At 68.5% G+C, this 21,044-nt stretch carries 24 protein-coding genes and 1 pseudogene; 17 read left to right on the top strand and 8 right to left on the bottom strand.

The genetic code is table 11. From position 1 onward, the window contains the following. Window positions 1–10 precede the first annotated feature (10 nt). The 5 genes from B3E43_RS12790 to B3E43_RS12770 all read left to right on the top strand — a co-directional run bounded on the left by B3E43_RS12790 (window position 11) and on the right by B3E43_RS12770 (window position 3,518). Entirely contained in the window at window positions 11–1,321 is a 1,311-nt protein-coding gene (locus tag B3E43_RS12790; protein ID WP_292030099.1) for a replication-associated recombination protein A, read from the top strand. Then, complete coding sequence (locus tag B3E43_RS12785; RefSeq protein WP_292030097.1) at window positions 1,318–1,692, top strand: VOC family protein; 375 nt, start codon at window positions 1,318–1,320, stop codon at window positions 1,690–1,692. The genes B3E43_RS12790 and B3E43_RS12785 overlap by 4 nt, the downstream gene beginning before the upstream one ends. Before the next feature lie 63 nt (window positions 1,693–1,755). Continuing rightward, a complete protein-coding gene (locus tag B3E43_RS12780) occupies window positions 1,756–2,187 on the top strand; it encodes a hypothetical protein (protein ID WP_292030095.1) in 432 nt (143 codons plus the stop codon). A 40-nt stretch (window positions 2,188–2,227) separates the two neighbouring features. Next, complete coding sequence (locus B3E43_RS12775; protein WP_292030093.1) at window positions 2,228–2,953, top strand: RluA family pseudouridine synthase; 726 nt, start codon at window positions 2,228–2,230, stop codon at window positions 2,951–2,953. 58 nt (window positions 2,954–3,011) lie between these two features. Continuing rightward, window positions 3,012–3,518, top strand: a complete 507-nt coding sequence (locus tag B3E43_RS12770) for a CC0125/CC1285 family lipoprotein (RefSeq protein WP_292030091.1) — start codon at window positions 3,012–3,014, stop codon at window positions 3,516–3,518. A gap of 138 nt (window positions 3,519–3,656) precedes the next feature. Here B3E43_RS12770 and B3E43_RS12765 read toward each other — a convergent pair whose 3' ends face one another. Further along, a complete protein-coding gene (locus B3E43_RS12765; RefSeq protein WP_292030089.1) occupies window positions 3,657–4,874 on the bottom strand; it encodes a hypothetical protein in 1,218 nt (405 codons plus the stop codon). Between the two features lie 143 nt (window positions 4,875–5,017). Continuing rightward, window positions 5,018–5,458: a DUF2214 family protein gene (locus tag B3E43_RS12760; RefSeq protein WP_292030087.1), complete on the bottom strand. Its 441-nt coding sequence runs from the start codon at window positions 5,456–5,458 to the stop codon at window positions 5,018–5,020. A 47-nt stretch (window positions 5,459–5,505) separates the two neighbouring features. Between B3E43_RS12760 and crcB the strand changes: the two genes are divergently transcribed. From crcB to B3E43_RS12740, 4 genes are read left to right on the top strand one after another with little or no spacing between them, the layout of a single operon-like run. After that, window positions 5,506–5,901 carry a fluoride efflux transporter CrcB gene (crcB, locus tag B3E43_RS12755; protein ID WP_292030085.1) on the top strand — a complete coding sequence of 132 codons (396 nt, stop codon included), beginning with the start codon at window positions 5,506–5,508 and terminating at the stop codon, window positions 5,899–5,901. Next, a complete protein-coding gene (locus tag B3E43_RS12750) occupies window positions 5,898–6,932 on the top strand; it encodes an RluA family pseudouridine synthase (protein WP_292030083.1) in 1,035 nt (344 codons plus the stop codon). Before crcB ends, B3E43_RS12750 begins: the two co-directional genes overlap by 4 nt. Beyond that, window positions 6,929–7,606 (top strand): HAD-IA family hydrolase, encoded by a 678-nt coding sequence (locus tag B3E43_RS12745; protein WP_292030081.1) that lies wholly within the window; start codon window positions 6,929–6,931, stop codon window positions 7,604–7,606. Before B3E43_RS12750 ends, B3E43_RS12745 begins: the two co-directional genes overlap by 4 nt. Window positions 7,607–7,624: 18 nt before the next feature. Continuing rightward, a complete protein-coding gene (locus tag B3E43_RS12740) occupies window positions 7,625–8,392 on the top strand; it encodes an ATP12 family chaperone protein (RefSeq protein ID WP_292030078.1) in 768 nt (255 codons plus the stop codon). On the opposite strand, the gene B3E43_RS12735 is transcribed toward B3E43_RS12740, so the two are convergent. Beyond that, on the bottom strand, window positions 8,389–9,837 hold the full coding sequence (locus B3E43_RS12735) for a serine hydrolase domain-containing protein (RefSeq protein ID WP_292030076.1): 1,449 nt from the start codon (window positions 9,835–9,837) through the stop codon (window positions 8,389–8,391). The two genes, B3E43_RS12740 and B3E43_RS12735, sit on opposite strands and share 4 nt — an antisense overlap. A 220-nt stretch (window positions 9,838–10,057) precedes the next feature. On the opposite strand from B3E43_RS12735, the gene B3E43_RS12730 reads away from it, so the two are divergent. From B3E43_RS12730 to B3E43_RS12705, 6 genes are all read left to right on the top strand, one after another. Continuing rightward, window positions 10,058–10,507 carry a hypothetical protein gene (locus B3E43_RS12730; RefSeq protein WP_292030074.1) on the top strand — a complete coding sequence of 150 codons (450 nt, stop codon included), beginning with the start codon at window positions 10,058–10,060 and terminating at the stop codon, window positions 10,505–10,507. Continuing rightward, window positions 10,504–10,827 carry a winged helix-turn-helix domain-containing protein gene (locus B3E43_RS12725; RefSeq protein ID WP_292030072.1) on the top strand — a complete coding sequence of 108 codons (324 nt, stop codon included), beginning with the start codon at window positions 10,504–10,506 and terminating at the stop codon, window positions 10,825–10,827. Before B3E43_RS12730 ends, B3E43_RS12725 begins: the two co-directional genes overlap by 4 nt. A 256-nt stretch (window positions 10,828–11,083) precedes the next feature. After that, window positions 11,084–12,616 carry an acyl-CoA carboxylase subunit beta gene (locus B3E43_RS12720; protein WP_292030070.1) on the top strand — a complete coding sequence of 511 codons (1,533 nt, stop codon included), beginning with the start codon at window positions 11,084–11,086 and terminating at the stop codon, window positions 12,614–12,616. A 9-nt stretch (window positions 12,617–12,625) separates the two neighbouring features. Then, window positions 12,626–13,246, top strand: coding sequence for a hypothetical protein (locus tag B3E43_RS12715; protein WP_292030068.1), 621 nt, complete (start codon window positions 12,626–12,628; stop codon window positions 13,244–13,246). A gap of 56 nt (window positions 13,247–13,302) precedes the next feature. Continuing rightward, entirely contained in the window at window positions 13,303–13,626 is a 324-nt protein-coding gene (locus B3E43_RS12710; RefSeq protein ID WP_292030066.1) for a low molecular weight protein tyrosine phosphatase family protein, read from the top strand. Between the two features lie 299 nt (window positions 13,627–13,925). Next, a complete protein-coding gene (locus B3E43_RS12705; RefSeq protein WP_292030063.1) occupies window positions 13,926–14,252 on the top strand; it encodes a GIY-YIG nuclease family protein in 327 nt (108 codons plus the stop codon). Window positions 14,253–14,282: 30 nt separating this feature from the next. On the opposite strand, the gene B3E43_RS12700 is transcribed toward B3E43_RS12705, so the two are convergent. After that, window positions 14,283–15,962 (bottom strand): alpha/beta hydrolase, encoded by a 1,680-nt coding sequence (locus B3E43_RS12700; protein WP_292030061.1) that lies wholly within the window; start codon window positions 15,960–15,962, stop codon window positions 14,283–14,285. Between the two features lie 85 nt (window positions 15,963–16,047). Further along, window positions 16,048–17,040 carry an HWE histidine kinase domain-containing protein gene (locus tag B3E43_RS12695; protein ID WP_292030059.1) on the bottom strand — a complete coding sequence of 331 codons (993 nt, stop codon included), beginning with the start codon at window positions 17,038–17,040 and terminating at the stop codon, window positions 16,048–16,050. Window positions 17,041–17,250: 210 nt separating this feature from the next. Between B3E43_RS12695 and B3E43_RS12690 the strand changes: the two genes are divergently transcribed. After that, window positions 17,251–17,790, top strand: coding sequence for a dihydrofolate reductase family protein (locus tag B3E43_RS12690; protein ID WP_292030057.1), 540 nt, complete (start codon window positions 17,251–17,253; stop codon window positions 17,788–17,790). A gap of 271 nt (window positions 17,791–18,061) precedes the next feature. On the opposite strand, the gene B3E43_RS12685 is transcribed toward B3E43_RS12690, so the two are convergent. The 3 genes from B3E43_RS12685 to B3E43_RS12675 all read right to left on the bottom strand — a co-directional run bounded on the left by B3E43_RS12685 (window position 18,062) and on the right by B3E43_RS12675 (window position 20,099). After that, window positions 18,062–18,817: a pseudouridine synthase gene (locus tag B3E43_RS12685; protein WP_292030055.1), complete on the bottom strand. Its 756-nt coding sequence runs from the start codon at window positions 18,815–18,817 to the stop codon at window positions 18,062–18,064. A 42-nt stretch (window positions 18,818–18,859) separates the two neighbouring features. Then, on the bottom strand, window positions 18,860–19,369 hold the full coding sequence (locus tag B3E43_RS12680; RefSeq protein WP_292030053.1) for a GlcG/HbpS family heme-binding protein: 510 nt from the start codon (window positions 19,367–19,369) through the stop codon (window positions 18,860–18,862). Window positions 19,370–19,442: 73 nt separating this feature from the next. Continuing rightward, window positions 19,443–20,099, bottom strand: coding sequence for a DUF938 domain-containing protein (locus B3E43_RS12675; protein ID WP_292030050.1), 657 nt, complete (start codon window positions 20,097–20,099; stop codon window positions 19,443–19,445). Between the two features lie 181 nt (window positions 20,100–20,280). On the opposite strand from B3E43_RS12675, the pseudogene B3E43_RS12670 reads away from it, so the two are divergent. Next, window positions 20,281–21,044, top strand: a pseudogene (locus B3E43_RS12670) (phosphoenolpyruvate carboxykinase); the annotation flags it as partial.

Here is a 21,044-nt window from a genome sequence, read left to right as displayed (position 1 = left end):
GTGAGCGTCCATGACCGACCTGTTCGAAGCCTCCGGCATCCATCCTCCTGACGCGCCGCTGGCTGACCGGCTGCGGCCGCGCACGCTGGAAGAGGTCGTGGGTCAGGATCATCTCCTGGGCGACGGCGGACCGATCCGGCGCATGGTCGAGGCCGGACGCCTCGGCTCCATGATCCTCTGGGGGCCGCCGGGCACCGGCAAGACCACCATCGCCCGCCTTCTGGCCCAGGCGGCGGGCTATCAGTTCCAGCAAATCAGCGCCGTCTTCTCCGGCGTCGCCGATCTGAAGAAGGCGTTCGAGGCCGCCCGGATGCGCCGCGCCGCCGGCCAGTCGACCCTGCTGTTCGTCGACGAGATCCACCGCTTCAACCGCGCCCAGCAGGACGGCTTCCTGCCGTTCGTGGAGGAGGGGATCGTCACCCTCGTCGGCGCCACGACCGAGAACCCGTCGTTCGAGCTGAACGGCGCCCTGCTGTCCCGGTCACAGGTCTATGTGCTGCAGCGGCTGGACGACGCGGCGCTCGATCAACTGTTGATTCGGGCCGAAGCGCAGGAGGGCAAGACCCTGCCCCTGACCCCGGAATCGCGCCACGCCCTGGTGGCCCTGGCCGACGGCGACGGCCGCTATCTGCTGACCATGTCCGAGGTGCTGTTCGACCTGACCTCGACGGAGCCGCTGGATGTCCAGGCCCTCGCCGGCATCCTGCAGAAACGCGCGCCCGCTTACGACAAGAGCAGAGAAGAGCACTATAACCTCATATCTGCGCTGCATAAATCTGTTCGAGGTTCCGATCCCGACGCCGCCCTCTACTGGCTGGCGCGGATGCTGAACGGCGGCGAGGATCCGCTCTATCTGGCGCGCCGCATCGTGCGCATGGCGGTGGAGGACATCGGCGAGGCCGACCCTCTGTCCCTGCTGGTCGCCAATGCGGCCAAGGACACCTACGACTTCCTCGGCTCTCCCGAGGGCGAACTGGCGCTGGCCCAGGCCGTCGTCCACCTCGCCACCGCGCCCAAATCGGTCGGGGTGTACGAAGCCTTCAAGGCGGCGAAGCGGGCCGCCGCCGAGACCGGCTCGCTCATGCCCCCGGCCCACATCCGCAACGCCCCCACGAGGCTGATGAAGTCGCTCGGCTACGGCCAGGGCTACCAGTACGACCCCGACACGCCCGAGGGCTTCTCCGGCGCGAACTTCTTCCCCGACGGGATGGAGCGCCGCGTCTTCTACGCCCCGAAGGGCGAGGGGCATGAGGTCAAGGTGAAGGAGCGCCTCGACCGCTGGGCGGCGCTGCGGGCGGCGCGGCAAAAGGATGGAAATTGAACCTCAACCAGATCACCGTCGAGGTCGCCGACATCCCCCGCGCCCGTGGCTTCTACCAGCGGCTCGGGCTGGAGCTGATCGTGTCGAGCGACCACTACGCCCGCTTCCTCTGCCCGGGCGGCGCGACCTTCTCGATCCACCTGGCGGAGGCTCCCGCGCCCGGCGGGACGATGGTCTATTTCGAATGCGACGACCTCGACGCCCGTGTCGCGGCCCTCAAGGCGGCCGGCATCGTCTTCGACAGCGACCCGGAGGACCAGCGATGGCTCTGGCGCGAGGCGCGCCTGCGTGACCCCGACGGCAACCGGATGTGCCTGTATTTCGCCGGCGAAAACCGCGTGAACCCGCCGTGGCGGGTCCCGGCGGGCTGACGTTGCCGTAACGGCGGTTTTGGGTCTAGCTTCCGCGCCATCGATCAACCTTGGGAGGGGAAGATGAGCGATATGACCGTGAGGACGCCGTGGCACCTGTGGGCCATCGGCGCTGTCGCCCTGCTGTGGAACGGTTACGGCGGCTACGACTATGTGATGACCCAGACCAACAACGCCGCCTATCTGGCGCAGTTCACGGCTGAGCAGCGGGCCTATTTCGAGAACTTCCCGATGTGGATGGAGGCCGTCTGGGCGATCGGCGTCTGGGGCGGGGTTCTCGGGGCCTTGCTGCTGCTTCTGCGCAGCAAATGGGCCTTTCAGGCATTCCTGGCCTCACTGATCGCCTTCGCCGTCAGCGTGGTCTACGGCCAGATGTCGGGCGGCTCCGCCGTGATGGGCACGACCGGGATGGTGTTCAGCGCCGTCATCTTCGTGCTCGGTCTGGTCTTCGTCATGTACAGCCGGATGATGGTCCGCAAGCGCGTCCTGCGCTGAGGGGCTGACGGACGGTCGGTCTTTCGCTTATGCAGGCGCCGTGACCGACCGTTCCCCCGTTTCCCTGTCCGAGGCCGAGATCGCCGCCGTCCGCTCGTGGGTGATCCACGAGGACGAGGCCGTGATCGCCTTCAACAAGCCCGCCGGCCTGTCCAGCCAGGGCGGCCGTATCCAGGCGCACACGCTGGATGATCTGCTCTGGGCCTTTGCCCGCTCGAACGGGAAGCGGCCTGATCTGGTGCACCGGCTGGACCGCGACACCTCGGGCGTGATTCTGGCGGCGAAGACCAAGCCGGCCGCCGGATTCCTCGGCAAGGCCATGCAGGCGCGGCGGTTCAGGAAGACCTATCTGGCCCTGCTGTCCGCCGCCCCGGAGCCCAGGGCAGGGACCATCGAAACACCCTTGCTGCGGCAGGAGATCGGCCGCGAGAGCTATATGCGCGCCGTCACGCCCGATACGCCGGGCGCGCAGGCGGCCCTGAGCCGCTACCGCACGCTTTCCGCCACCGACGACGGCGCGCTCGTCGAGCTGGACCCCGCCACCGGGCGAATGCACCAGCTGCGCGTTCACATGGCCTCAATCGGCCGACCGCTGGCCGGGGACGCCCGCTATGGCGGCGCCCTGACCTTCGCCGGCCGCGCCGCGCCGCGGCTGATGCTGCACGCGGCGAAGCTGGTGTTTCCACACCCGGAAGGCGGCTACCGCACGGTCGAGGCGCCGCCGCCCGAGGATTTCGAGGCGCTGAAGGCCGCGGCGGGGCTTTAGGCCCTCCGGAACCACGCTGTCCGACTCGCGCTATTCTCCACACGTCCGGAGACCCGCCATGACCCGCCTGACCCTGACCCTGCCCCTGATCGCCGCCGCCGGTCTGGCGTTGTCGGCCTGCGCCAGCCTCGCCCCATACGGAGCCCAGATGGGGCCGGGCGGGCAGGGCTATGCCGAGCAGCGGATTGAATCCAATCGCTTCCGCGTCACCTACAACGGCGTCGGCGCCCCCGGGCCGGTCATGGACATGGCGCTGTTGCGGGCCGCGGAGCTCACCACGGCCGAGGGTTATGACTGGTTCGAGGTGACCCAGCGCTGGACCGACGGCCGCCCGGAGAGCGCCGGCGGCCTGCGGTCCAGCGTCGGCGTCGGCTACGGCGCCGGGCGTGGGTCGGGACGCTATGGCAGCTATTCGACGTCAGGTGTCGGCGTCGGCGTCGGGCTGAATTTCAGCGGCCCCTCGCCGACCTCGACCACGCTTGAGGTGGTGATGGGCAACGGGGCGCGTCCGGACCGGCCGAACGCCTATGACGCCCGCGGCGTCCAGGACGGGCTGCGGCGGTAGGAGTGGTTAGTGGTTAGTGGTTAGTGGTTAGTGATTGCGGCCCTTCTGGCAGCGGAAGGGCGGCGCTGACCGCGCCATCGCACAAGCGGCGGCTAACCACTAACCACTAGCCACTAGCCACTGGCGGCGCAGCCGCCGCTACCGCCCGCCGCGCGTCAGCGCCCGGTATTCCACCAGCCGCTCCTTGTCGCGCCGCACCTGATCCGAGACGGCGTTGTCGACGTCCAGCGAGGCGTAACGGACCCAGCCGTCGACGCCCAGCTTGTCCTGGATTGCCGCGACCGGCGTGCGCCAGCGGAAATAGGACAGCCAGCTGACCAGGACGCCCAGCACGGCGGCCAGTCCCTGGAGGGCGCGGAAACCCACTTCACCCGTCTCCGGCGCGGTCTCGAGCGCCAGCACCACGAGGCCGACGATCAGCACCATCGGCGTCATGATCCGCTGCGCCCACCGCATCCAGTAGCGCTCGCGGCGGACCCGCCACAGCTCCATCTGAACGTGCTTTTCGAGATATTCCATCCGCGCGCCCAGCCACATGGTCAGCCGGGTCAGGTACATGGCGCGCTGGCCCCAGCCCTTGCCGTCCTGCTGGAACTGGGTCTCCGCCTGATCGGCCATGGCGCGCGCGGTGGTGAACAGGTTCTGCAGCTCACGGGTCCGTTGAACGACCTCGCGCGACAGTTCGTAGGAGTCGTTTTCCAGCTGGAACCGGTACTGGATGAACAGCACGGCCTGCAGACCCCAGAAAATGCCGAAGGCGGCGATCATCGCGCCGGCGGCGAGGCCCAGACCCATGGCTTCCGAGCCCGTCCAGTTCGTGAACCAGCCCGGGCCGAGGATGGCCAGAACGGCGAAGGCGGCCATTGCCCCGGCCTGGCTCAGCCGCTTGACCGAAACGTGGACGATCAGGGCCTTGAAGACGCGGCGGCCGTAGCTGTGGATGCGGCTGCGGATGTCGGTGTCGACCGGGAACCGCTCCTCGATCTGGCGACCGAACAGGACGTGGAAGCGATCCGGCTTTCCGTCCGTCTCCCAGAAGGGGAAGATGTCCAGCGGCTGGTTGAAATATTCGTCGATATGCGAGCTGACGATCGCCTCGGCCTCGGGCGTGGCGGAGAAATACTCGCTCTCGGAAATGGGGCGCAGAATGCCGTCGCCGCCGCGCAGGGGCGCGCGGCCGTGGTTCGGCGTCGGCGGCGGCACGGCGCGGTTGGGGCTGTCCTCGGCTCCGCGCGGCGGCGGGTTCGGCGCGGCGTGCAGGCGCGCGTCCTCACCGTGGCCGCCATGGCCGCCGTCGGACGGCGCGTGGCCCCCATGACCGGGGCCGTGTCCGTGGTTGTGATCGTCGTGCGACATGGCGCTTCGGCGGTCCCTTGAATCGTCAGCCCTGCAGTATGGCAGATCGCGCCGCCGGGCGGACGGCGTTCCCCTCGGGCGCGAAGCGGCGCCGCAGGCTAGATATCGGCGTTAACCCTGCCTCCCGGCAAGTGAAGTTTGAGTCAGAACGGATATCGCGCCATGACGGCGGCGCAGGCGAGCAGCGGAACCAGCAGCAGCGCCTCCAGCCCGACCCATGTCCGCTCGCGCTTCAGCTCTTGCGCGGGGGGCGTGAAGGCGACGGCGCCCGCGGAGGTCTTGCGCCAGCGGATGAACAGCAGCGTCGGCCCGATCGAGACGAGGCCGAGGGCCAGAAACAGGCCCACCTTGCCCCAGAAGAAGGGGTTGGCTTCGTAGAAGGCCCAGCCCTTTCCGCCCCAGATCACCCGGCAGACGCCAATGGCGACGACGAGGCCCGCGACGAGACCGTAGCGACCGTCCACCCTGACCAGCCGGGCCGGGTCGACCGTGGCTTCCTTCAGGCTCAGTCCTTCCATCGCCAGCAGGGCGACAAGGCCGAAGACCAGGATGTGGTGGAGAATGGCCAGTCCCAGATCGAGCACATGCGCCTCCTTCGTTTTGTCGCCGGGTCGAGTATAAGCGCCGCAATATGACACGTCTTCTGATCGTCGCAGCCGGGGGCGCCCTCGGCGCTGTCGCCCGCTACGGGGCCGGCGTCTGGGCCCAGCGCCTGCTTCCGGGCGCCCAGTGGCCGTGGGCCACGCTGACGGTCAATGTCGCCGGCGGCCTGCTGATGGGGCTGCTGGCGGGCTGGCTGGCGTTCCGGGGCGGCGCCCACAGCGAGAGCCTGCGCCTGTTCGCCGCCGTCGGGGTGCTGGGCGGGTTCACCACCTTCTCGGCCTTTTCGCTGGAGGCGGCGCTGATGATCGAGCGCCGTCAATTGGCCATGGCGGGCGGTTATGTCGCCGCCTCGGTGGTCCTGTCGATCGCCGCCCTGTTTATCGGCCTGATGGTCGCCCGCCGCGCCTTCGGAGCCCCCCTTTGACTGACGAACCCATTCAAGAGTCCGAACCAGCCCCCAAGCGCGAGGTGCTGACGATCTATGTCGCCGAGGCCGAGGACGGCATTCGTCTCGACCGCTGGTTCCGCCGGCGCTGGCCGCACCTGTCCAACATCCAGGTGCAGAAGATGGCCCGCAGCGGCCAGATCCGCGTTGACGGCGCCCGCATCAAGCCCGAAGGCCGGCTGACCGCAGGCGCCGCCGTGCGCGTCCCGCCGATCCCCGACGACACCTCGCGCCAGGCCGGCGACGTCCACACCCTGTCCCCACAGGATATAAAGTTCGCCAAATCCCTCGTGCTCTACGAGGACGACATGGTCATCGCCATCAACAAGCCCCACGGCCTGGCCGTCCAGGGCGGCACCAAGACCAGCCGCCACGTCGACCGCCTGCTGTCGGCCTGGGGGGAGGGGATGGACCGCCCGCGTCTGGTGCACCGGCTCGACCGCGACACCTCCGGCGTCCTGCTGCTCGGCAAGGGGCCGGAGGCGGCCAAGCGGCTGGCCGGGGCCTTCGCCCGGCGTCAGGCGAAGAAGACCTACTGGGCCATCGTCATCGGCAATCCCAAGCCCGCCGCCGGCCAGATCGACATGCCGCTGAAGAAGACCGGCATCAACGATTTCGAGATGATGCGCCCGGCCGACCGCAAGGACCCGCGCGCCGAGCCGGCCGAGACCGCCTTCGCCACCATCAGCCGCGCCGCCCACCGGGCCAGCTGGATGGCCCTGCGCCCCTTCACCGGCCGGACCCACCAGCTACGCGCCCACATGGCCGGCATCGGCCATCCGATCCTCGGCGATCCGAAATACGGGGACGAGAAGTCGAAGGAGCTGTCCGGGCCGCTGAAACTGCAGCTGCACGCCCGCAGCATCGAGCTGGAGCATCCGCGCGGCGGCATGCTGAAGGTGACGGCGCCGCTGAGCCCCGAGATGAAGGCCGGCATGGCCCATTTCGGCTTCGAGGAGTCCGAGGGCGACGAGAGCGATCCGTTCGAAGGGGTGAAGCGGCAGCGATGAGCCGACCTCTCGCAGTCTTCGACATCGACGGCACCCTCGTCGACAGCCGCGCCTCGATCCATCGCGCCGCCTGCGAGGCCGCGCGGGCCATCGGCCTGCCCGAGCCCGACTACGATCGTGTCCGCAAGATCGTCGGTTTGTCGCTGGAGCACGCCATGTCGGTGCTGGAGCCGGGGCTCGATGCGCCGACCCTGGCCCGTTTCGTCGCCGGCTTCCGCGCCAGCTTCAACCGCATGTACGAAGAGGGGCACGAGGAGCCCCTCTATCCCGAGGCAACGGCCACCCTGCGTCGCCTGCATCGCGACGGCTGGCGGCTGGCGCTGGCGACGGGACAGAATCGCCGCGGCGTGGCCCGCAACCTGGCCCGCGAGGGCTGGGCCGACATGTTCATCTCGTCCCACTGCGCCGAGGACGGGCCGGGCAAGCCCGACCCCGCCATGCTCCACGCCGCCATGGCCGCCTGCGACGCCTGTCCGGCCACCACCCTGATGATCGGCGACACCGCCCACGACATCCGGATGGCCATCAATGCCGGCGTCCTCCCGCTCGGCGTCGCCTGGGGCTTCCATACGGTCGAGGAACAGCAGGCCGCCGGGGCCCGCCACGTCGCCCGATCCTTCGCCGAACTGACCGTGGTGCTGGACGGCTTCGCCGACCTGACACGCGCCGCCTGAGACCGCCCGAGACCTCGCATGAGCCACATCCCGCCCCTCGATCCCAACGTCGCCGCCCGCAAGGGCTTCCGTGAGTCCGAAGAGCGCCTCAAACGCTTCTGGACCGCGGTCGACGTGGCGGAAGCCGAGGGCGGCTGGGCCGTCACGCTGGACGGCCGCACGCCGAAGACGCCCGCCCACGCTCCCCTGCGCCTGCCGACCGAGGCCGCGGCGCGGCTGGCGGCCGACGAATGGGCCGCCCAGGGCGAGTTTATCGATCCCGCGACCATGCCCGCCACCCGTCTGGCCTCGACCGCCATCGACCGGGTCAGCCAGGTCCGCGAGGCCGTGGCCGAGGAGATCGCCGCCTTCGCCGGCTCGGACCTTCTCTGCTACCTCGCCGACCATCCGACCTCGCTGGCGGTGGAGCAGGCCCGCGAATGGACGCCGTGGCGCGACTGGGCGGCGATCGAACTGGGCGTCGTCCTCGAACCCGCCGAGGGCATCTGCCACCGGGCCCAGGACCCCGCCGCCATCGCCCGCGTCACTGAACTGGCGCTGCGGCTCGACGACTTCGCCCTGACCGGCCTGGCCCTGGCGACGCCCCTGCTGGGTTCGGCGGTCCTCGCCATGGCGCTCCAGCGCGGCGTGCTGACGGGCGACGCGGCCTTCGAGCTCAGCCGTCTCGACGAGGCCTTCCAGGAACGGCAGTGGGGCGTCGACGCCGAGGCCGCCGAACGCACCGCCGCCCGCCGCGCCGAGGCCGTGCTGCTGGACAACTGGTTCCGGGCGTTGGGACGGTCCTAGTCGATCCGGATCGACAGCGAACGGGCGCCGCCGCCCAGTGGGCTCCACCAGCGTCCGTCACCCTGGCCGCGCAAGTCGTAGACGCCGATGGGGGTGACCAGCGCGGCGCGGCCCAGACCTTCGCCCGCCTCGACGCCGATCACCTTCAGGGTGGCGCTGTCGCCCTGCGGCTGACCATTGAGCATGTCGCCGAAGGCGTTGCCCGGCGCGATGGCCAGATCGCCAAGGCAGAGTCCGTCGCGCACCTCGAAGCGGGCTTCTCCGGCGATCGCGGCCTCGCCCCAGGTTCCCGTATATGGCGCCGCGCCCACCGGGCAGTCGATGACCGGCCCGTCGCGTTCTACCGGCAGGAAGGGCGCCGCCAGCATCTGCGCCGTCACGTCGATTGAGGATACCCAGAGGGCGTTGGACAGCACGGTCGTCGCGGTGGCGTGGTCGGGATAGAGCACAAGCGAACTGCGGGCCCCGACGGTGACGCCTGCGTGATGCGCCAGCCGGCGTCCATGGGCGTCCCGCTCGGCCCGCCAGCCGAACCCCACCTGATAGGTGTCGTCCGCGGCCACGCCGCCGCCGTTCAGCGGCATCGGCTGCTGCATCCATTCGAAGGTGTCGCGGGCCACGACCTGCCCTTCGAGCACGCGCCCGCCCCAGGTCGCCAAGGCCGGCGCGGTTCCACCCAGACCGCCGCCGCCCCAAGTGTAGCTGAAGTCGTGCGACGGAGCAGGGCGGGCGCGACTGTCCGTGAACGCATAGGCGCGGGAGGCGTAAGGATTGTCGCCATCGGTCGCATCGGGGACAATCTCGAGCCCGGGCGTGATCTCGGCCTTGAGATAGTCGAGGTAGGAGGCACCGGCCGCCGCCTCGACCTGCGCGCTGAGCAGGACGTAGCCCCAGGACGAATACACATAGGCCTGCCCCGGCGGCGCCAGCAGTTCCCGGTCCTGGAACAGGGCGACGGCGTCGCGCACCGACGCGTACCGGACGCTTCCGCGGTCCGCGTCCACGGTCTGATAGTGGGGTACTCCGGAGGTGTGGGCGGCCAGCTGGCGCGCCGAAATGTCCGGCCAGCGGTCGGGCAGCCACGGCAAAAGGGTGCGCACCGGGGCGTCCGGATCCAGTCGTCCCTGTTCCCGCAGGCGGCCTGCCGCCATGACCGCGAACAGTTTGGACACGCTGGCGAGGCGGAAGATCGTGTCGCCGTCCACCCGGCGTCCCGCCTCGACATCCGCATAACCGGCCGCGCCGGTCCAGACGATCCGGCCGTCCTGCCATACCGAGCCGGCCATGCCCGGCACGCCGTTGCTCTCCACGAGGGAGGCGAGGATCAGGTCCGACCGCCGTCCTGCGTCACGGTCCGGCTCTGACGCGGGCCGGGCCAGACAGGAGGAGGCGCCGGCCATCAGGGCGAGGGCGAAAACGGACGCAGACCAGTGGGCGAAACGCATGAACGATTCCGGTGTTCGGGGAGAAAGGAGGCGCAGCTTGGCAAGCTTTGCGGCAAGACTTCGTTCGCGGGCATTACCGTTCGGTCATGCCCCGTCACGGCTCCCTCCCGGGACCGGGCCAGCCCCGGCGGGCAAGCACGACTTTCCAATCTGGAAAATAATCACTTGCCATGATGGAAAGTCATGCTACGCTTTCCGTATTGGAAAGTGAGGTTTCCCGATGACGCAAGACCAAGACCCCCACGAGGCCCTGGCCTCCATCCGGGACGCCCGTGCCGGGATCGGGCGGGACCTCGACTATCCGGTCTGGTGGGATTTCGCCTACGGCGGCGTCCTCGCCGTGATCGTCGCAAGCACGGGCCTGCCGGCGCCCTGGAACACCACCGTCTTCATCTTCTGCATGCTTGGCGTCGTGCTGATGGTGCAGTGGTGGAAGAAGAAATTCGGCTGGTGGGTCAACGGCTACAGTCCGCGCCGGGCGGGCAGGGTGGCCTGGGGTCTGGTCGCCTTCATGATGGCGATGATGGGTCTGGGCCTCTGGACGCGGCTGTTCGACGGCCCCGCCTGGGCTCCCTGGGCGGCCGGAGCCCTGACCTGGATCGTCGCCGGCTTCAGTGGCCGCTTGTGGATGAATGCCTACAGGAAGGACCTGGCGGAGCTGCCGCGATGAGCGTGGCTCCCGTCTTCGACGCCCTGATCCACGCGCCGGGCCGGCTCCAGATCTGCGCCATCCTGTCCAGCGTCGACGCCGAGTTCGCCATGCTGCGCGACGCCATCAAGGTCTCGGACTCAGTGATGTCCAAACACCTGAAGCAGCTGGAGGAGGCGGGCTATGTCGCGCTGACCAAGACCTCCGAAAACGGTCGCCAGCGCACCTGGGCCAGTCTGACCGGCAAGGGCCGCAAGGCGTTCGCCGCCCATGTCGCCGAGCTCCAGCGCCTCGCCGCCATGACCGCGCCGACGCGGCTGGGGGAGGGGTTCGCGGGATAGACCCCGGAGCGCGCAGGTTCATCACGAAGGGCACGAAGGATCCACAAAGGGCACAAAGGGTCCGGTGCGGCGCCGCGAAGCGGCATTCCTTGTATGCCTCAGGTTTGATTGTCCCTTCGGGACGGGCAGGCTCCCTTCGTGTCCTTCGTGCCCCCTTGGTGTCCTTTGTGATGAACCAGCCAGCGGAGCCCGGTTGCCGTCCCCGCTTGCCTCCGCCCCCGGCCATCCTTAAGCCTCCCGCTCAAGGAGACGCCGCATGAAGACCATCCTCGACCAGCTCGAAGCCCGCCGCGCCGGCGCCCGTCTCGGCGGCGGCGAGACCCGCATCGCCAGCCAGCACGCCAAGGGCAAGCTGACTGCGCGTGAGCGGATCGCCGTCCTGCTCGACGAGGGCTCGTTCGAGGAGACCGACATGTTCGTCGAGCACCGCTCGACCCAGTTCGGCATGGAAAACCAGCGTATCCCCGGCGACGGCGTGGTCACCGGCCGCGGCACCATCGGCGGCCGTCTGGTCTATGTCTTCTCCAAGGATTTCACCGTCTTCGGCGGGTCTCTTTCGGGCGCGCATGCGGCCAAGATCGTCAAGATCCAGACCATGGCCCTGACCAATGGCGCCCCGATCATCGGCCTGTTCGACGCCGGCGGCGCCCGCATCCAGGAGGGGGTCGAGGCCCTCGCCGGCTATGCCGACATCTTCCTGCAGAACACCCTGGCCTCGGGCGTCATTCCCCAGATCAGCGTCATCATGGGCCCCTGCGCCGGCGGCGACGTCTATTCCCCCGCCATCACCGACTTCATCTTCATGGTGAAGGACACCTCCTACATGTACGTGACCGGCCCCGATGTGGTGAAGACGGTCACCAATGAGGTGGTCACCCACGAGGACCTGGGCGGCGCCCGCGTCCACTCCCAGAAGTCCGGCGTCGCCGACGGCGCCTTCGAGAACGATCTGGAAGCCCTCAGCGAGGTCCGCCGCCTGATCGGCTTCCTGCCCCTGTCGAACCGCGAAAAGCCCCCGGTCCGCGACAGCTATGACGACCCCGAGCGCGACGAGGCCAGCCTCGACACCCTGGTCCCGGCCAATCCGAACCAGCCCTATGACATCAAGGAGCTGATCCTGAAGACGGTCGACGAGGCCGAATTCTTCGAGATCGGCCCGGACTTCGCGAAGAACATCGTCACCGGCTTCGGTCGCCTCGACGGCCAGACCGTCGGCGTCGTCGCCAACCAGCCCCAGGTGCTGGCCGGCGTCCTCGACATCGACTCCAGCCGCAAGGCCGCGCGGTTCGTGCGCTTCTGCGACGCCTTCGACATCCCGCTCGTCACCTTCGTCGACGTCCCCGGCTTCATGCCCGGCACGCGTCAGGAATACGGCGGCCTGATCAAACACGGCGCCAAGCTGCTGTTCGCCTATGCCGAGGCCACCGTGCCCAAACTGACCGTCATCACCCGCAAGGCCTATGGCGGCGCCTATGACGTGATGAGCTCCAAACACCTGCGCGGCGACGTCAACTACGCCTGGCCCTCGGCCGAGATCGCCGTCATGGGCGCCAAGGGCGCGGTCGAGATCATCTTCCGCAAGGAGGCCGGCGACCCCGAGGCGCTGGCGGCGCGCGAGGCCGAGTACAAGGAGAAGTTCGCCAACCCGTTCGTGGCGGCGGGCCTGGGCTACATCGACGACGTGATCATGCCGCACGGGACGCGGCGCCGGCTGATCCGGGCGCTACGGACGTTGAAGAACAAGCAGCAGGAAAACCCGTGGAAGAAGCACGATAATATTCCGCTGTAGGGGATCCTGATGTCGGACGCGTGGGCGAAGTTTTGGCTGGCTATGGCGTTGATGGCCCTTGCCGGCGTCATCGCCGGGTCGGTCGCTTGGGGCGGAAAGTTGGAAGTCGGAGCGTTGGCTCAGTGGGTCGCAGCGGTCGCTACCTTTGGCGCGATTTGGATTGCGCTGCACAACACTCAGCGGACGCTGGCCGAAACAAATGTAAGAGAAGCCAAGAAGCAGGATAGGCTTGATAGATCGTATATTGCCGCGGTGATAGCGATGTGCTGTGACGTTCTTGAGAATATTGCAATAATTCAAGATGAATGTGGCGCAATAAAAAGATCAACAAAATATTTGAAGGAGCTGGAGTGTAGGACCGGGCTTGGAAGCAATACGTCGAGCCTAGAGCGAATTCCTATCCACGCGAGTCCTGACAGCGAGCTGGTACTTTTGTGGATCAATGCCCGCTTAGCTGCTCACAACGCACACACGAAGCTGAGCGATGCGATTGTGTGTCAAAAACCTAGTACTGTGGATGTTGATGACGAGCTTAAGCTGATTGAAGATGCGGTAAGGAGGATCAAGCGTCGTTACGGTGCCGATTACGCGGAGATAATTGGCGATTTTGGCAGTACCGTAGCACTCTGACCAACCTCCTCTTCCTCTGCTCCCGCAACCGCCTCCGCTCGCCCACGGCCGAGCAGGTGTTCGCGTCCCGGCCCGGCGTCGAGACCGCCTCTGCCGGCCTGGCGCCCGATGCGGAGGAGCAATGCTCGGCCGAATTGGTGGAATGGGCCGACGTCATCTTCGTCATGGAGCGCGCCCACCGCGCCAAACTCCAGCGCCGCTTCAGGGCCCAGCTGAAGCGGGCGCGGGTGATCTGCCTCGACATCCCCGACGACTACGCCTTCATGCAGCCGGAGCTGGTGGCGCTGCTGGAGAAGAAGGTGGGTGTGCATCTCGGTCACTCCCAAGGGCCCTCCTTGTCATCCCGGCCGAAGCGAAGCGAAGAGCCGGGACGGGACTGACAAACCACGATCTCCTCCCGGACAGCCCCCTTGGGCTGAGCCGGGAGACGGGTTGAGGTGACCTCGGTCGTCAGGGTGTACCGGAGGCTTCCGAACAGCCCCCTCGGGCCCCCGGTGTGACAGCGCCCCCTTCGGCTGTCGTGCGGCGTCCGGCTGTCTCCCGGCTCAGCCCAAGCGGGCTGTCCGGGAGCGATGTATTTGATGCGTCGGGCCGTCCCGGCTCTTCGCTTCGCTTCGGCCGGGATGACAAGGTGGTGCAATCTTGACGACCTGATGTTCGCACGACAAGGTTGTGTTCCATGCGCAGCGCTGACCACAGCTACTGGGTCTACATCGTCGCCAGCGGGCCCTGCGGTTGGCTCTATGTCGGCATGACCAACGACCTGATCCGGCGGATCGGGGAGCACAAGCACGGCCAGATCGATGGCTACAGCCGCGCGCGGGGCACGGACTGTCTCGTCTGGTACGAGCACCATCGCTACGTCGATCAGGCGATCCGGCGAGAGAAGAGCATCAAGCGCTGGCTGCGGCCCTGGAAATTCGCTCTGGTCGAACAGGCGAATCCGAACTGGGCCGACCTGTATGGCGACCTGACTTCATCGATCGGTGACGTCAGTCCCGCATAGCGCCTGCTGCGCTTCCGGGACGGCAAGGTCCTAGCGCTCCCCCTCGATCCGGATATCCACGCGGCGGTTCTCGCGTTCCGGCCCGTCCTCCGGCCCCACCGCCTGCGGCCGGTCCTCGCCGTAGGACCGGATCTCGATTATGGACGCCGGCACCCCCAGGGCGATCAGACGGTCGGCGACCGCGCGGGCGCGGGCGAGGGCGATGCGGGCGTTGACCTCGCGCGAGCCGACGGCGTCGGCGTGGCCGGTGACGATCACCCGCATCAGGCCGCTGCTGTCGCGATAGCGGACGGCCCGCTCGATCCGCACCATGGCCTCGGGGTCGAGGGCGATCGATCCGGAGTCGAAATAGACCTCATAGTCGCGCGAGCCGGAGGGCGGCGCGACCACGGGCGGCGGCGGCGGTCCGGCCGGCTCAAGCACGGGCGGAGGCGGGGCGGAGGTGACCGGCTCCTCCTCATCCGCGCGCACGGTCTCCGGCGCATCGGGCTTGTAGCGGCGGCGCAGGGCGCAGTTGTCATCCGAGGCCTCGCCGCCGGACCGGGTCAGGAAATAGGTCTGTCCGTCGGGCCGCCCGTCGTACCGCGCCGGGTCCAGGGCGCGGTCGTCGATCGGCAGGTCCGCCAGGGCGCAGCGGATGTCGTTCAGGATGAAGGGATTGTCCGAATAGTAGCCATGGCCGAGGCCGAACAGGGTGCTGGCCACCGGGGTGGCGTCGATCGTGGTGTAGCCGGGGACGTCCCGGATCCACGGCCGGTCGCCGTCGGTCTGGCCGAGACGTGGCCGGCGGTTCAGCACGCGCGACACCCACAAGGCGGTGTCGTCATCGGATGCGTAGACGGTGACGTTGGGCTGCAGATTGTCCAGCTTGCCCGCCACGATGCCGAACACGTCGCGCTCGACATCGGCGGCGGCCAGGATGATGCGGAACTCCACCTCCGGGCGGTTCCCGTCCAGCAGACGGGCCTCGGCATAGTCCTCCAGCGCCTGGGTCAGGACCCGGTTGCCCATCGAATGGGCGATGATGTTGATCCGCGCGGGGCCGACCTCGTCGAGAAGCAGGTCGAGGAAGGCGTTCAGATGGGGCACGGCGGCGTCGGCCAGTCGCTGGTCGCCGAAATAGGCCCAGGGCGTGACCGAGGCCTGCGACGGCCAGGCGAACAGCACCGGCGCCCCCGGATCGAACCGCCGGTCCTCGCGCAGGTCGACCGTCAGCTGGGCGGAGCTGATCAGGGCCGGCTCGAAGCCGACATTGAAGCCGTGCACGAACAGCAGGATCGACGGCTCGCCGTTGGTGTCGGAAACCGCCTCGCCCAGTTCCTCGACGAAGCGGTCCCGACCCTGGGCGGTGATGCGGGTGATCATCACATAGCGTTCGAGCAGGTTCGGGTCCTCGGGCGGTTCTCCGGTCAGCAGGGGGGTCTCGCCCCGTTCACGCGGCGTCCCGTCGGCCTTGAGCCGCGGCAGCCAGACATCGGCCCGTCCCAGCCGCAGTTCGCCGGCGTCGCCGCGCGCCACCTGATCGACATCCACCTCCGCGTCGCCCTGCGCCGTGGCGACGATCGCCCGGTTGGAGCCGTAGAAGACGCGAACGCAGGTCACGTCGGCGTCGAACGCCTCGCAATCGGTGCCGAAGGCGGTCGGATGCCGAAGGGTGGGGGCGCAGGCGGACAGGCCCAGCAGAACGAGCACCCCAACGACGCCGCGCACAACCATACCGTCCCTCGTTGAACCCTGATCGGTCGCGGATAAGGCCACGCTGGTCGGCCAGCGTCCAGTGGCGGACGCGCCGTGGCTACATCACATCCGCCGTCAACGCGTCCAGCGTCGTCGTCAGGGTGAACACCACCCCCGCCGGCTCATAGGTCAGGGTCGTGGCCCCGCCGACGTAGCCTGACAGGGCCCGCTGGATCATGCCGGTCCCGAAGCCCGTGCGGGTCGGCGGCGCCACCGGGGGGCCGCCGCTTTCGGTCCAGGTCAGGACGAAGGCCGTGTCGTCGCCGAGCGGCGTCACCGTCCAGTGCACAGTCACCCGTCCGCCGTCGGCGGACAGGGCGCCGTATTTGATCGCATTGGTGGTCAGCTCGTGCAGCGCCAGCGACATGGCCAGGGCGCAGCGTGGCGACAGGTCGACGTCGGGTCCCGAGACGGTGACCTGACCCTCGCGACCATGGGGACGGAAGGCGTCGGCCACGATGTCGGCAAGACGGGCGCCGGTCAGGGTCGTCTGGGTCAGCAGATCCTGGGCCGAGCCCAGGGCGCCCAGCCGGTCGATGAAGGCGAGCCTGGCCTCGACAGGATCGGAGGTGGCGCGGAAGGTCTGGCTGGCGATCGCCTGCACCATGGCCAGGACGTTCTTGATCCGGTGGTTCAGCTCCTGCGCCAGCAGTTGGTGCTGCTCCTCGGAGCGTTTCAGCTCGGTGATGTCGCGCGACACAGACAGCAGGCTCTCGGGCTTGCCGTCCGGGCCGAAGACGGGCGTGACCTGTACGTCCCACCAGCGCGGATTGCCCTTGGCGGTATTGGCCGGCCCCTGGAAGCGGTAGTTGCGCCCGGCCCGCGCCTCGACCACCGCCCGGGCGGCCTCGGCATGGCTCTCGCCTTCCCAGAAGGACGACCAGGGACAGCCGCGCAGCTGGTTGAAGTCACTGACCTCCATCACCCTCTGCCCGCCCTCGCTCATGAAGGTCAGGTCGCCGTCGAGGTTGAGCAGTTTGATGCAGTCGTTCGAGGCGGCCAGGACCGTGCGCACGAAGGCGGCGTCAAGGGTTTCGGCGTTGAAGGGCATCCGTGACCTGTACGAGGTCATCGGCCCCAGGGCCATCGGCGATTGTGTGGCCGTCGCGTGCCGGGGCCGTCGCTGAACCCTGTTCCAGCGCCACCCGAACAGGCCCCGTGCGCGCTTCGGGTCGTTCGGCAGCAGCACGGGCCTTGGGCTATTCCCGGCGACCGGAACTCGCGGCTGGTCAGCCCGCATTCCAGCCCGCAGACTATCGGCATGGCCCGCCTCGTCTTCGATATGAATGTCTCCCTGGACGGCTATGTCGACCACGACAAATTCATGCCCGATCCGGCGCTCTTCCGGCACTGGATCGAGGTGGTGCGCAGCGCGACCGGCCAGATCTACGGCCGCAAGCTCTACGAAATCATGCGCTATTGGGAGCAGGACGATCCCGCGTGGACCGACGATCATCGTGCGTTTGCGGACGTCTGGCGCAACGAGCGCAAATGGGTCGTGTCGCACACCCTGACCTCGGTCGGCCCCAACGCCACACTGATCGCCGACGACGTCGGGGCCGCGGTCCGCAAGCTGAAGGCCGAGCTCGACGGCGAAATTCACGTCGGCGGGCCCGTTCTGGCGCACAGCCTGACCGAGCTTGGCCTGATCGACGAATACCGGCTCTACATCCACCCCGTCGTTCTGGGGCAGGGGGCGCCCTTCTTCGCCGGCCCCCGCCCGCCGCTGAAAGTCACGGCGCACGAGCGGATCGGCGGCGAGGCGGTCCGGCTGACCTGCGTTCCGGCCGAGGACGTCTGAAACAGTGTCTTCCCGCCCCGTATAATCTCGCCCCTCGCGAGCCCCGAAGGCGCCCTTCCGACCCTCCCGACGACGGTGCGCCGGCCCCTGCGACCGTATCTGACGCACGCGCGTGCATACTGCTTGAATGCCCGCCGGGCCGGTCTTTGACAGTCAGCTCCAACCGCGCCGCGTCCGCCCAGGGCCCGGCGCACGCCCCCCGACCCGCGGTGGCCGGATTCCTGAAATCGGGTCCGCAATTTTTCCGGCGAAACCGTACCCTTTCGACCCTTCAGCCGACCAGCGCCGCCCGCTCTTCCGGGGTCAGCATCCGCCACTTGCCCTCGGGCAGGTTGTCGAGTTTCAGCGGTCCGATCCGTATACGGATCAAATCGACCACCTCGAGATCGACCATCTCGCACATCCGACGGATCTGGCGGTTGCGTCCCTCGCGCAGGATGAATTTCAGCCGGAAGGATTCCATCCGGCTGACATAGGCCGGCTTCAGCTGCCGGCCGTCCAGCATCAGGCCGTGGCGCAGGATCTTCAGCTTCTTCTCGGTGATATCGCCCGTCACCCGGACCAGATATTCCTTGTCCAGATCGGACTCCGGTCCGATCACCGCCTTGGCCACCACCCCGTCCGACGACAGCAGCAGCAGGCCGCGCGAGTCCTCGTCCAGCCGGCCGATCGGGGGCAGGGAGACCTCGTCCGCGGGCGTCACGCCTTCGCCAACCCGGTTGTTGTCGGTGACCAGCCGGACCGCGGGCAGCTTGTTCGGCTCCGGCTGGCCCGAGACATAGCCCATCGGCTTGTGCATCACGATGGTCACGCCCTCTGCCAGCTGGGCGGTGGCCCGGTCGCTGAGGGTCAGGGTTTGGCCCGGCTCCAGCTTGCGGCCCGCGTCGGCGACCACCTCGCCGTCGACCGAGACCAGGCCGTCAGCGATCAGGGCATCCGCCTCGCGCCGCGAGCAGACGCCGCTCTGGCCCAGCCATTTGTTGATCCGGACCGGCGCGTCGCCGTCATAGGTCTTGGAAAACGCCATGCGGGTCCGTAGCCGCAGGGGGGCGCCGGGTCCAGCGGCCGATCAGCCGCCGAGGACGGCGGCTATGGCCGCCCGCGCGACCTCGTCGTCCTGCGCCGACGAAGCGCCCGAGACGCCGATGGCCCCGACCACCTTGCCGTCGACCACGATCGGCACGCCGCCGGCGACCGGCACGATCCCGTCGATGGCCAGCAGGGCCATGCGCCCGGCGGCCAACCGCTCCTCCGCCGCGGCGGAGGAACCCCGGAACCGGGCCGCGGACCGGGCCTTGTCCTGGGCGACGTTGATCGAGCCGTACTGGACGTCGTCCATCCGCCCGAAGGCCACCAGCTCCCCCGACGGCTCGACTACGGCGATGGCCAGACGGAAGCCGCGGGCACGGCCGGCCTCGATGGCCCGATCGATCAGCGCCTGCGCCGTCTCCAGCCCGATCGGCGCGCCATAGGACAGGGGCGGAGCCGGCGCGGCGGCCGGCGCCGCCGTCGGCGGCGTCTGCGCCCAGGCCGGCGCCGCAACGGCCAGAACGGCCACCGCAAGAAGGAGAGGTTTCATGTCGGCGCTTTCAATCAGCTTCAGCCAGCTTGGCCGGGATGCCGCCACATCCCCGTAAGAAGCGCAAGGCCGCTCAGACACGCCGGAACAACAGCATCAGATTGTTCGCCGGCATTTCGATCCGCCGCGTCAGCGCCAGTCCCGCCGCCTTGGCGACCGCCGCCACCGCGTCCCGGTCCCTCAGCCCCCAGGCCGGATCACGGGCCTTGAGACTCTCGTCAAACGCCGCATTGGACGGAGCGAGCGGCGCGTCCGCTTCCCGGTACGGCCCGTACAGGACCAGGAGGCCGCCGACCGCCAGCCGGCTTCCAGCCAGCGCCATCAGGCCCTCTGTCGCGGCCCACGGGCTGATGTGGATCATGTTGATGCAGACCACCGCCTGCAGTGGTCCCTCCGGCCAGGTCGCCGCGTCCAGCACGTCCAGGGCCAGCGGCGCGCGCAGGTTTGGCAGACCGGCGCTCGCAGCCCATGCCGCGATACTGGCCCGCGCCTCCGCCGAAGGATCGCTGGGGGTCCAGTCCAGACCGGGCAGGGCGGCGGCGAAGGCCACGGCATGCTCGCCCGACCCCGCCGCGATCTCCAGCACCCGCCCGCGCCCCGGCATATGGGCCTTGAGAACCTCGAGAATCGGCGCCGTGTTCCGCGCCACGGCGGGCGAGGCGAGGGCGGCTCCAGGAGTCGCCGGGATCGGGTCCATCGTCTGCATGGCCGCCCCGATACCTCGCGCCACGCCTTCCGGCGACCGGAAATATGCAGGCCCCTCCGGGCGCCCCGCTCGCGAGAGGTTGAAACGTGCATCGGTTGACGCCGCGTCGCCTAAGATGTCATTCCGCGCCTGAAACATTGCGTGATGCCACGCAAGGGAGAGCCACGGCGGCGCAGATCGCCGGGCGACGTTCAGGAGAGTGATTGTGACCGCATCCGCCATCCAAGGCCTTCACCCGGCTCCCACCAAACACGCCGGCCTTATCGCCTGGGTCGAGCAGATCGCCGCCCTGACCAAGCCTGCGCGGGTTCACTGGTGCGACGGTTCGGAGGCCGAGAAGGCCGCCATCGTCGCTGATCTGATCGGTAAGGGCACGCTGCGCGAACTGGACCAGACCAAACGCCCCGGCTGCTATTACGCCGCCTCGGACCCCAAGGACGTGGCCCGCGTCGAGAGCCGGACCTTCATCTGCCCGGCCGACAAGGCCGACGCCGGCCCGACCAACAACTGGGCCGACCCGGTGGAGATGCGGGCGCGCCTGAACGGCCTTTTCGACGGCTGCATGGCCGGCCGCACGATGTACGTCGTGCCTTTCTCGATGGGTCCGCTCGGCTCCGAGCTCAGCGCCCTCGGCGTCGAGATCACCGACAGCGGCTATGTAGCCATTTCGATGGGCATCATGACCCGGATGGGCCAGCCCGTGCTGGACCTGATGGGCGAGGACGGCGTGTTTGTGCCGGCTGTCCACACCCTCGGCGCGCCCTTGGCCGAGGGTCAGGCCGATGTGCCGTGGCCCTGCAATGACGACAAATGGATCGTCCACTATCCCGAGACCCGAGAGATCTGGTCCTACGGATCGGGCTACGGCGGCAATGCGCTCTTGGGCAAGAAATGCCACGCGCTGCGCATCGCCTCGGCGCAGGCGCGCGAGGAGGGCTGGCTCGCCGAGCACATGCTGATCCTCAAGCT

This window comes from Brevundimonas sp. UBA2416, from assembly GCF_002343105.1.
GTDB lineage: Bacteria > Pseudomonadota > Alphaproteobacteria > Caulobacterales > Caulobacteraceae > Brevundimonas.
The sequence above is the reverse complement of the archived record's forward strand: the minus strand, read 5'-3'. Positions and strand labels throughout refer to the sequence as shown.

Excerpts from the sequence above, each read along its gene's own strand:
- B3E43_RS12790 (WP_292030099.1), top strand. The coding sequence starts at position 11 with ATGACCGACCTGTTCGAAGCCTCCGGCATCCATCCTCCTGACGCGCCG.
- B3E43_RS12780 (WP_292030095.1), top strand. The coding sequence starts at position 1,756 with ATGAGCGATATGACCGTGAGGACGCCGTGGCACCTGTGGGCCATCGGC.
- B3E43_RS12770 (WP_292030091.1), top strand. The coding sequence starts at position 3,012 with ATGACCCGCCTGACCCTGACCCTGCCCCTGATCGCCGCCGCCGGTCTG.
- B3E43_RS12765 (WP_292030089.1), bottom strand. The coding sequence starts at position 4,874 with ATGTCGCACGACGATCACAACCACGGACACGGCCCCGGTCATGGGGGC.
- crcB (WP_292030085.1), top strand. The coding sequence starts at position 5,506 with ATGACACGTCTTCTGATCGTCGCAGCCGGGGGCGCCCTCGGCGCTGTC.
- B3E43_RS12745 (WP_292030081.1), top strand. The coding sequence starts at position 6,929 with ATGAGCCGACCTCTCGCAGTCTTCGACATCGACGGCACCCTCGTCGAC.
- B3E43_RS12740 (WP_292030078.1), top strand. The coding sequence starts at position 7,625 with ATGAGCCACATCCCGCCCCTCGATCCCAACGTCGCCGCCCGCAAGGGC.
- B3E43_RS12735 (WP_292030076.1), bottom strand. The coding sequence starts at position 9,837 with ATGCGTTTCGCCCACTGGTCTGCGTCCGTTTTCGCCCTCGCCCTGATG.
- B3E43_RS12730 (WP_292030074.1), top strand. The coding sequence starts at position 10,058 with ATGACGCAAGACCAAGACCCCCACGAGGCCCTGGCCTCCATCCGGGAC.
- B3E43_RS12725 (WP_292030072.1), top strand. The coding sequence starts at position 10,504 with ATGAGCGTGGCTCCCGTCTTCGACGCCCTGATCCACGCGCCGGGCCGG.
- B3E43_RS12720 (WP_292030070.1), top strand. The coding sequence starts at position 11,084 with ATGAAGACCATCCTCGACCAGCTCGAAGCCCGCCGCGCCGGCGCCCGT.
- B3E43_RS12715 (WP_292030068.1), top strand. The coding sequence starts at position 12,626 with ATGTCGGACGCGTGGGCGAAGTTTTGGCTGGCTATGGCGTTGATGGCC.
- B3E43_RS12705 (WP_292030063.1), top strand. The coding sequence starts at position 13,926 with ATGCGCAGCGCTGACCACAGCTACTGGGTCTACATCGTCGCCAGCGGG.
- B3E43_RS12695 (WP_292030059.1), bottom strand. The coding sequence starts at position 17,040 with ATGCCCTTCAACGCCGAAACCCTTGACGCCGCCTTCGTGCGCACGGTC.
- B3E43_RS12690 (WP_292030057.1), top strand. The coding sequence starts at position 17,251 with ATGGCCCGCCTCGTCTTCGATATGAATGTCTCCCTGGACGGCTATGTC.
- B3E43_RS12685 (WP_292030055.1), bottom strand. The coding sequence starts at position 18,817 with ATGGCGTTTTCCAAGACCTATGACGGCGACGCGCCGGTCCGGATCAAC.
- B3E43_RS12680 (WP_292030053.1), bottom strand. The coding sequence starts at position 19,369 with ATGAAACCTCTCCTTCTTGCGGTGGCCGTTCTGGCCGTTGCGGCGCCG.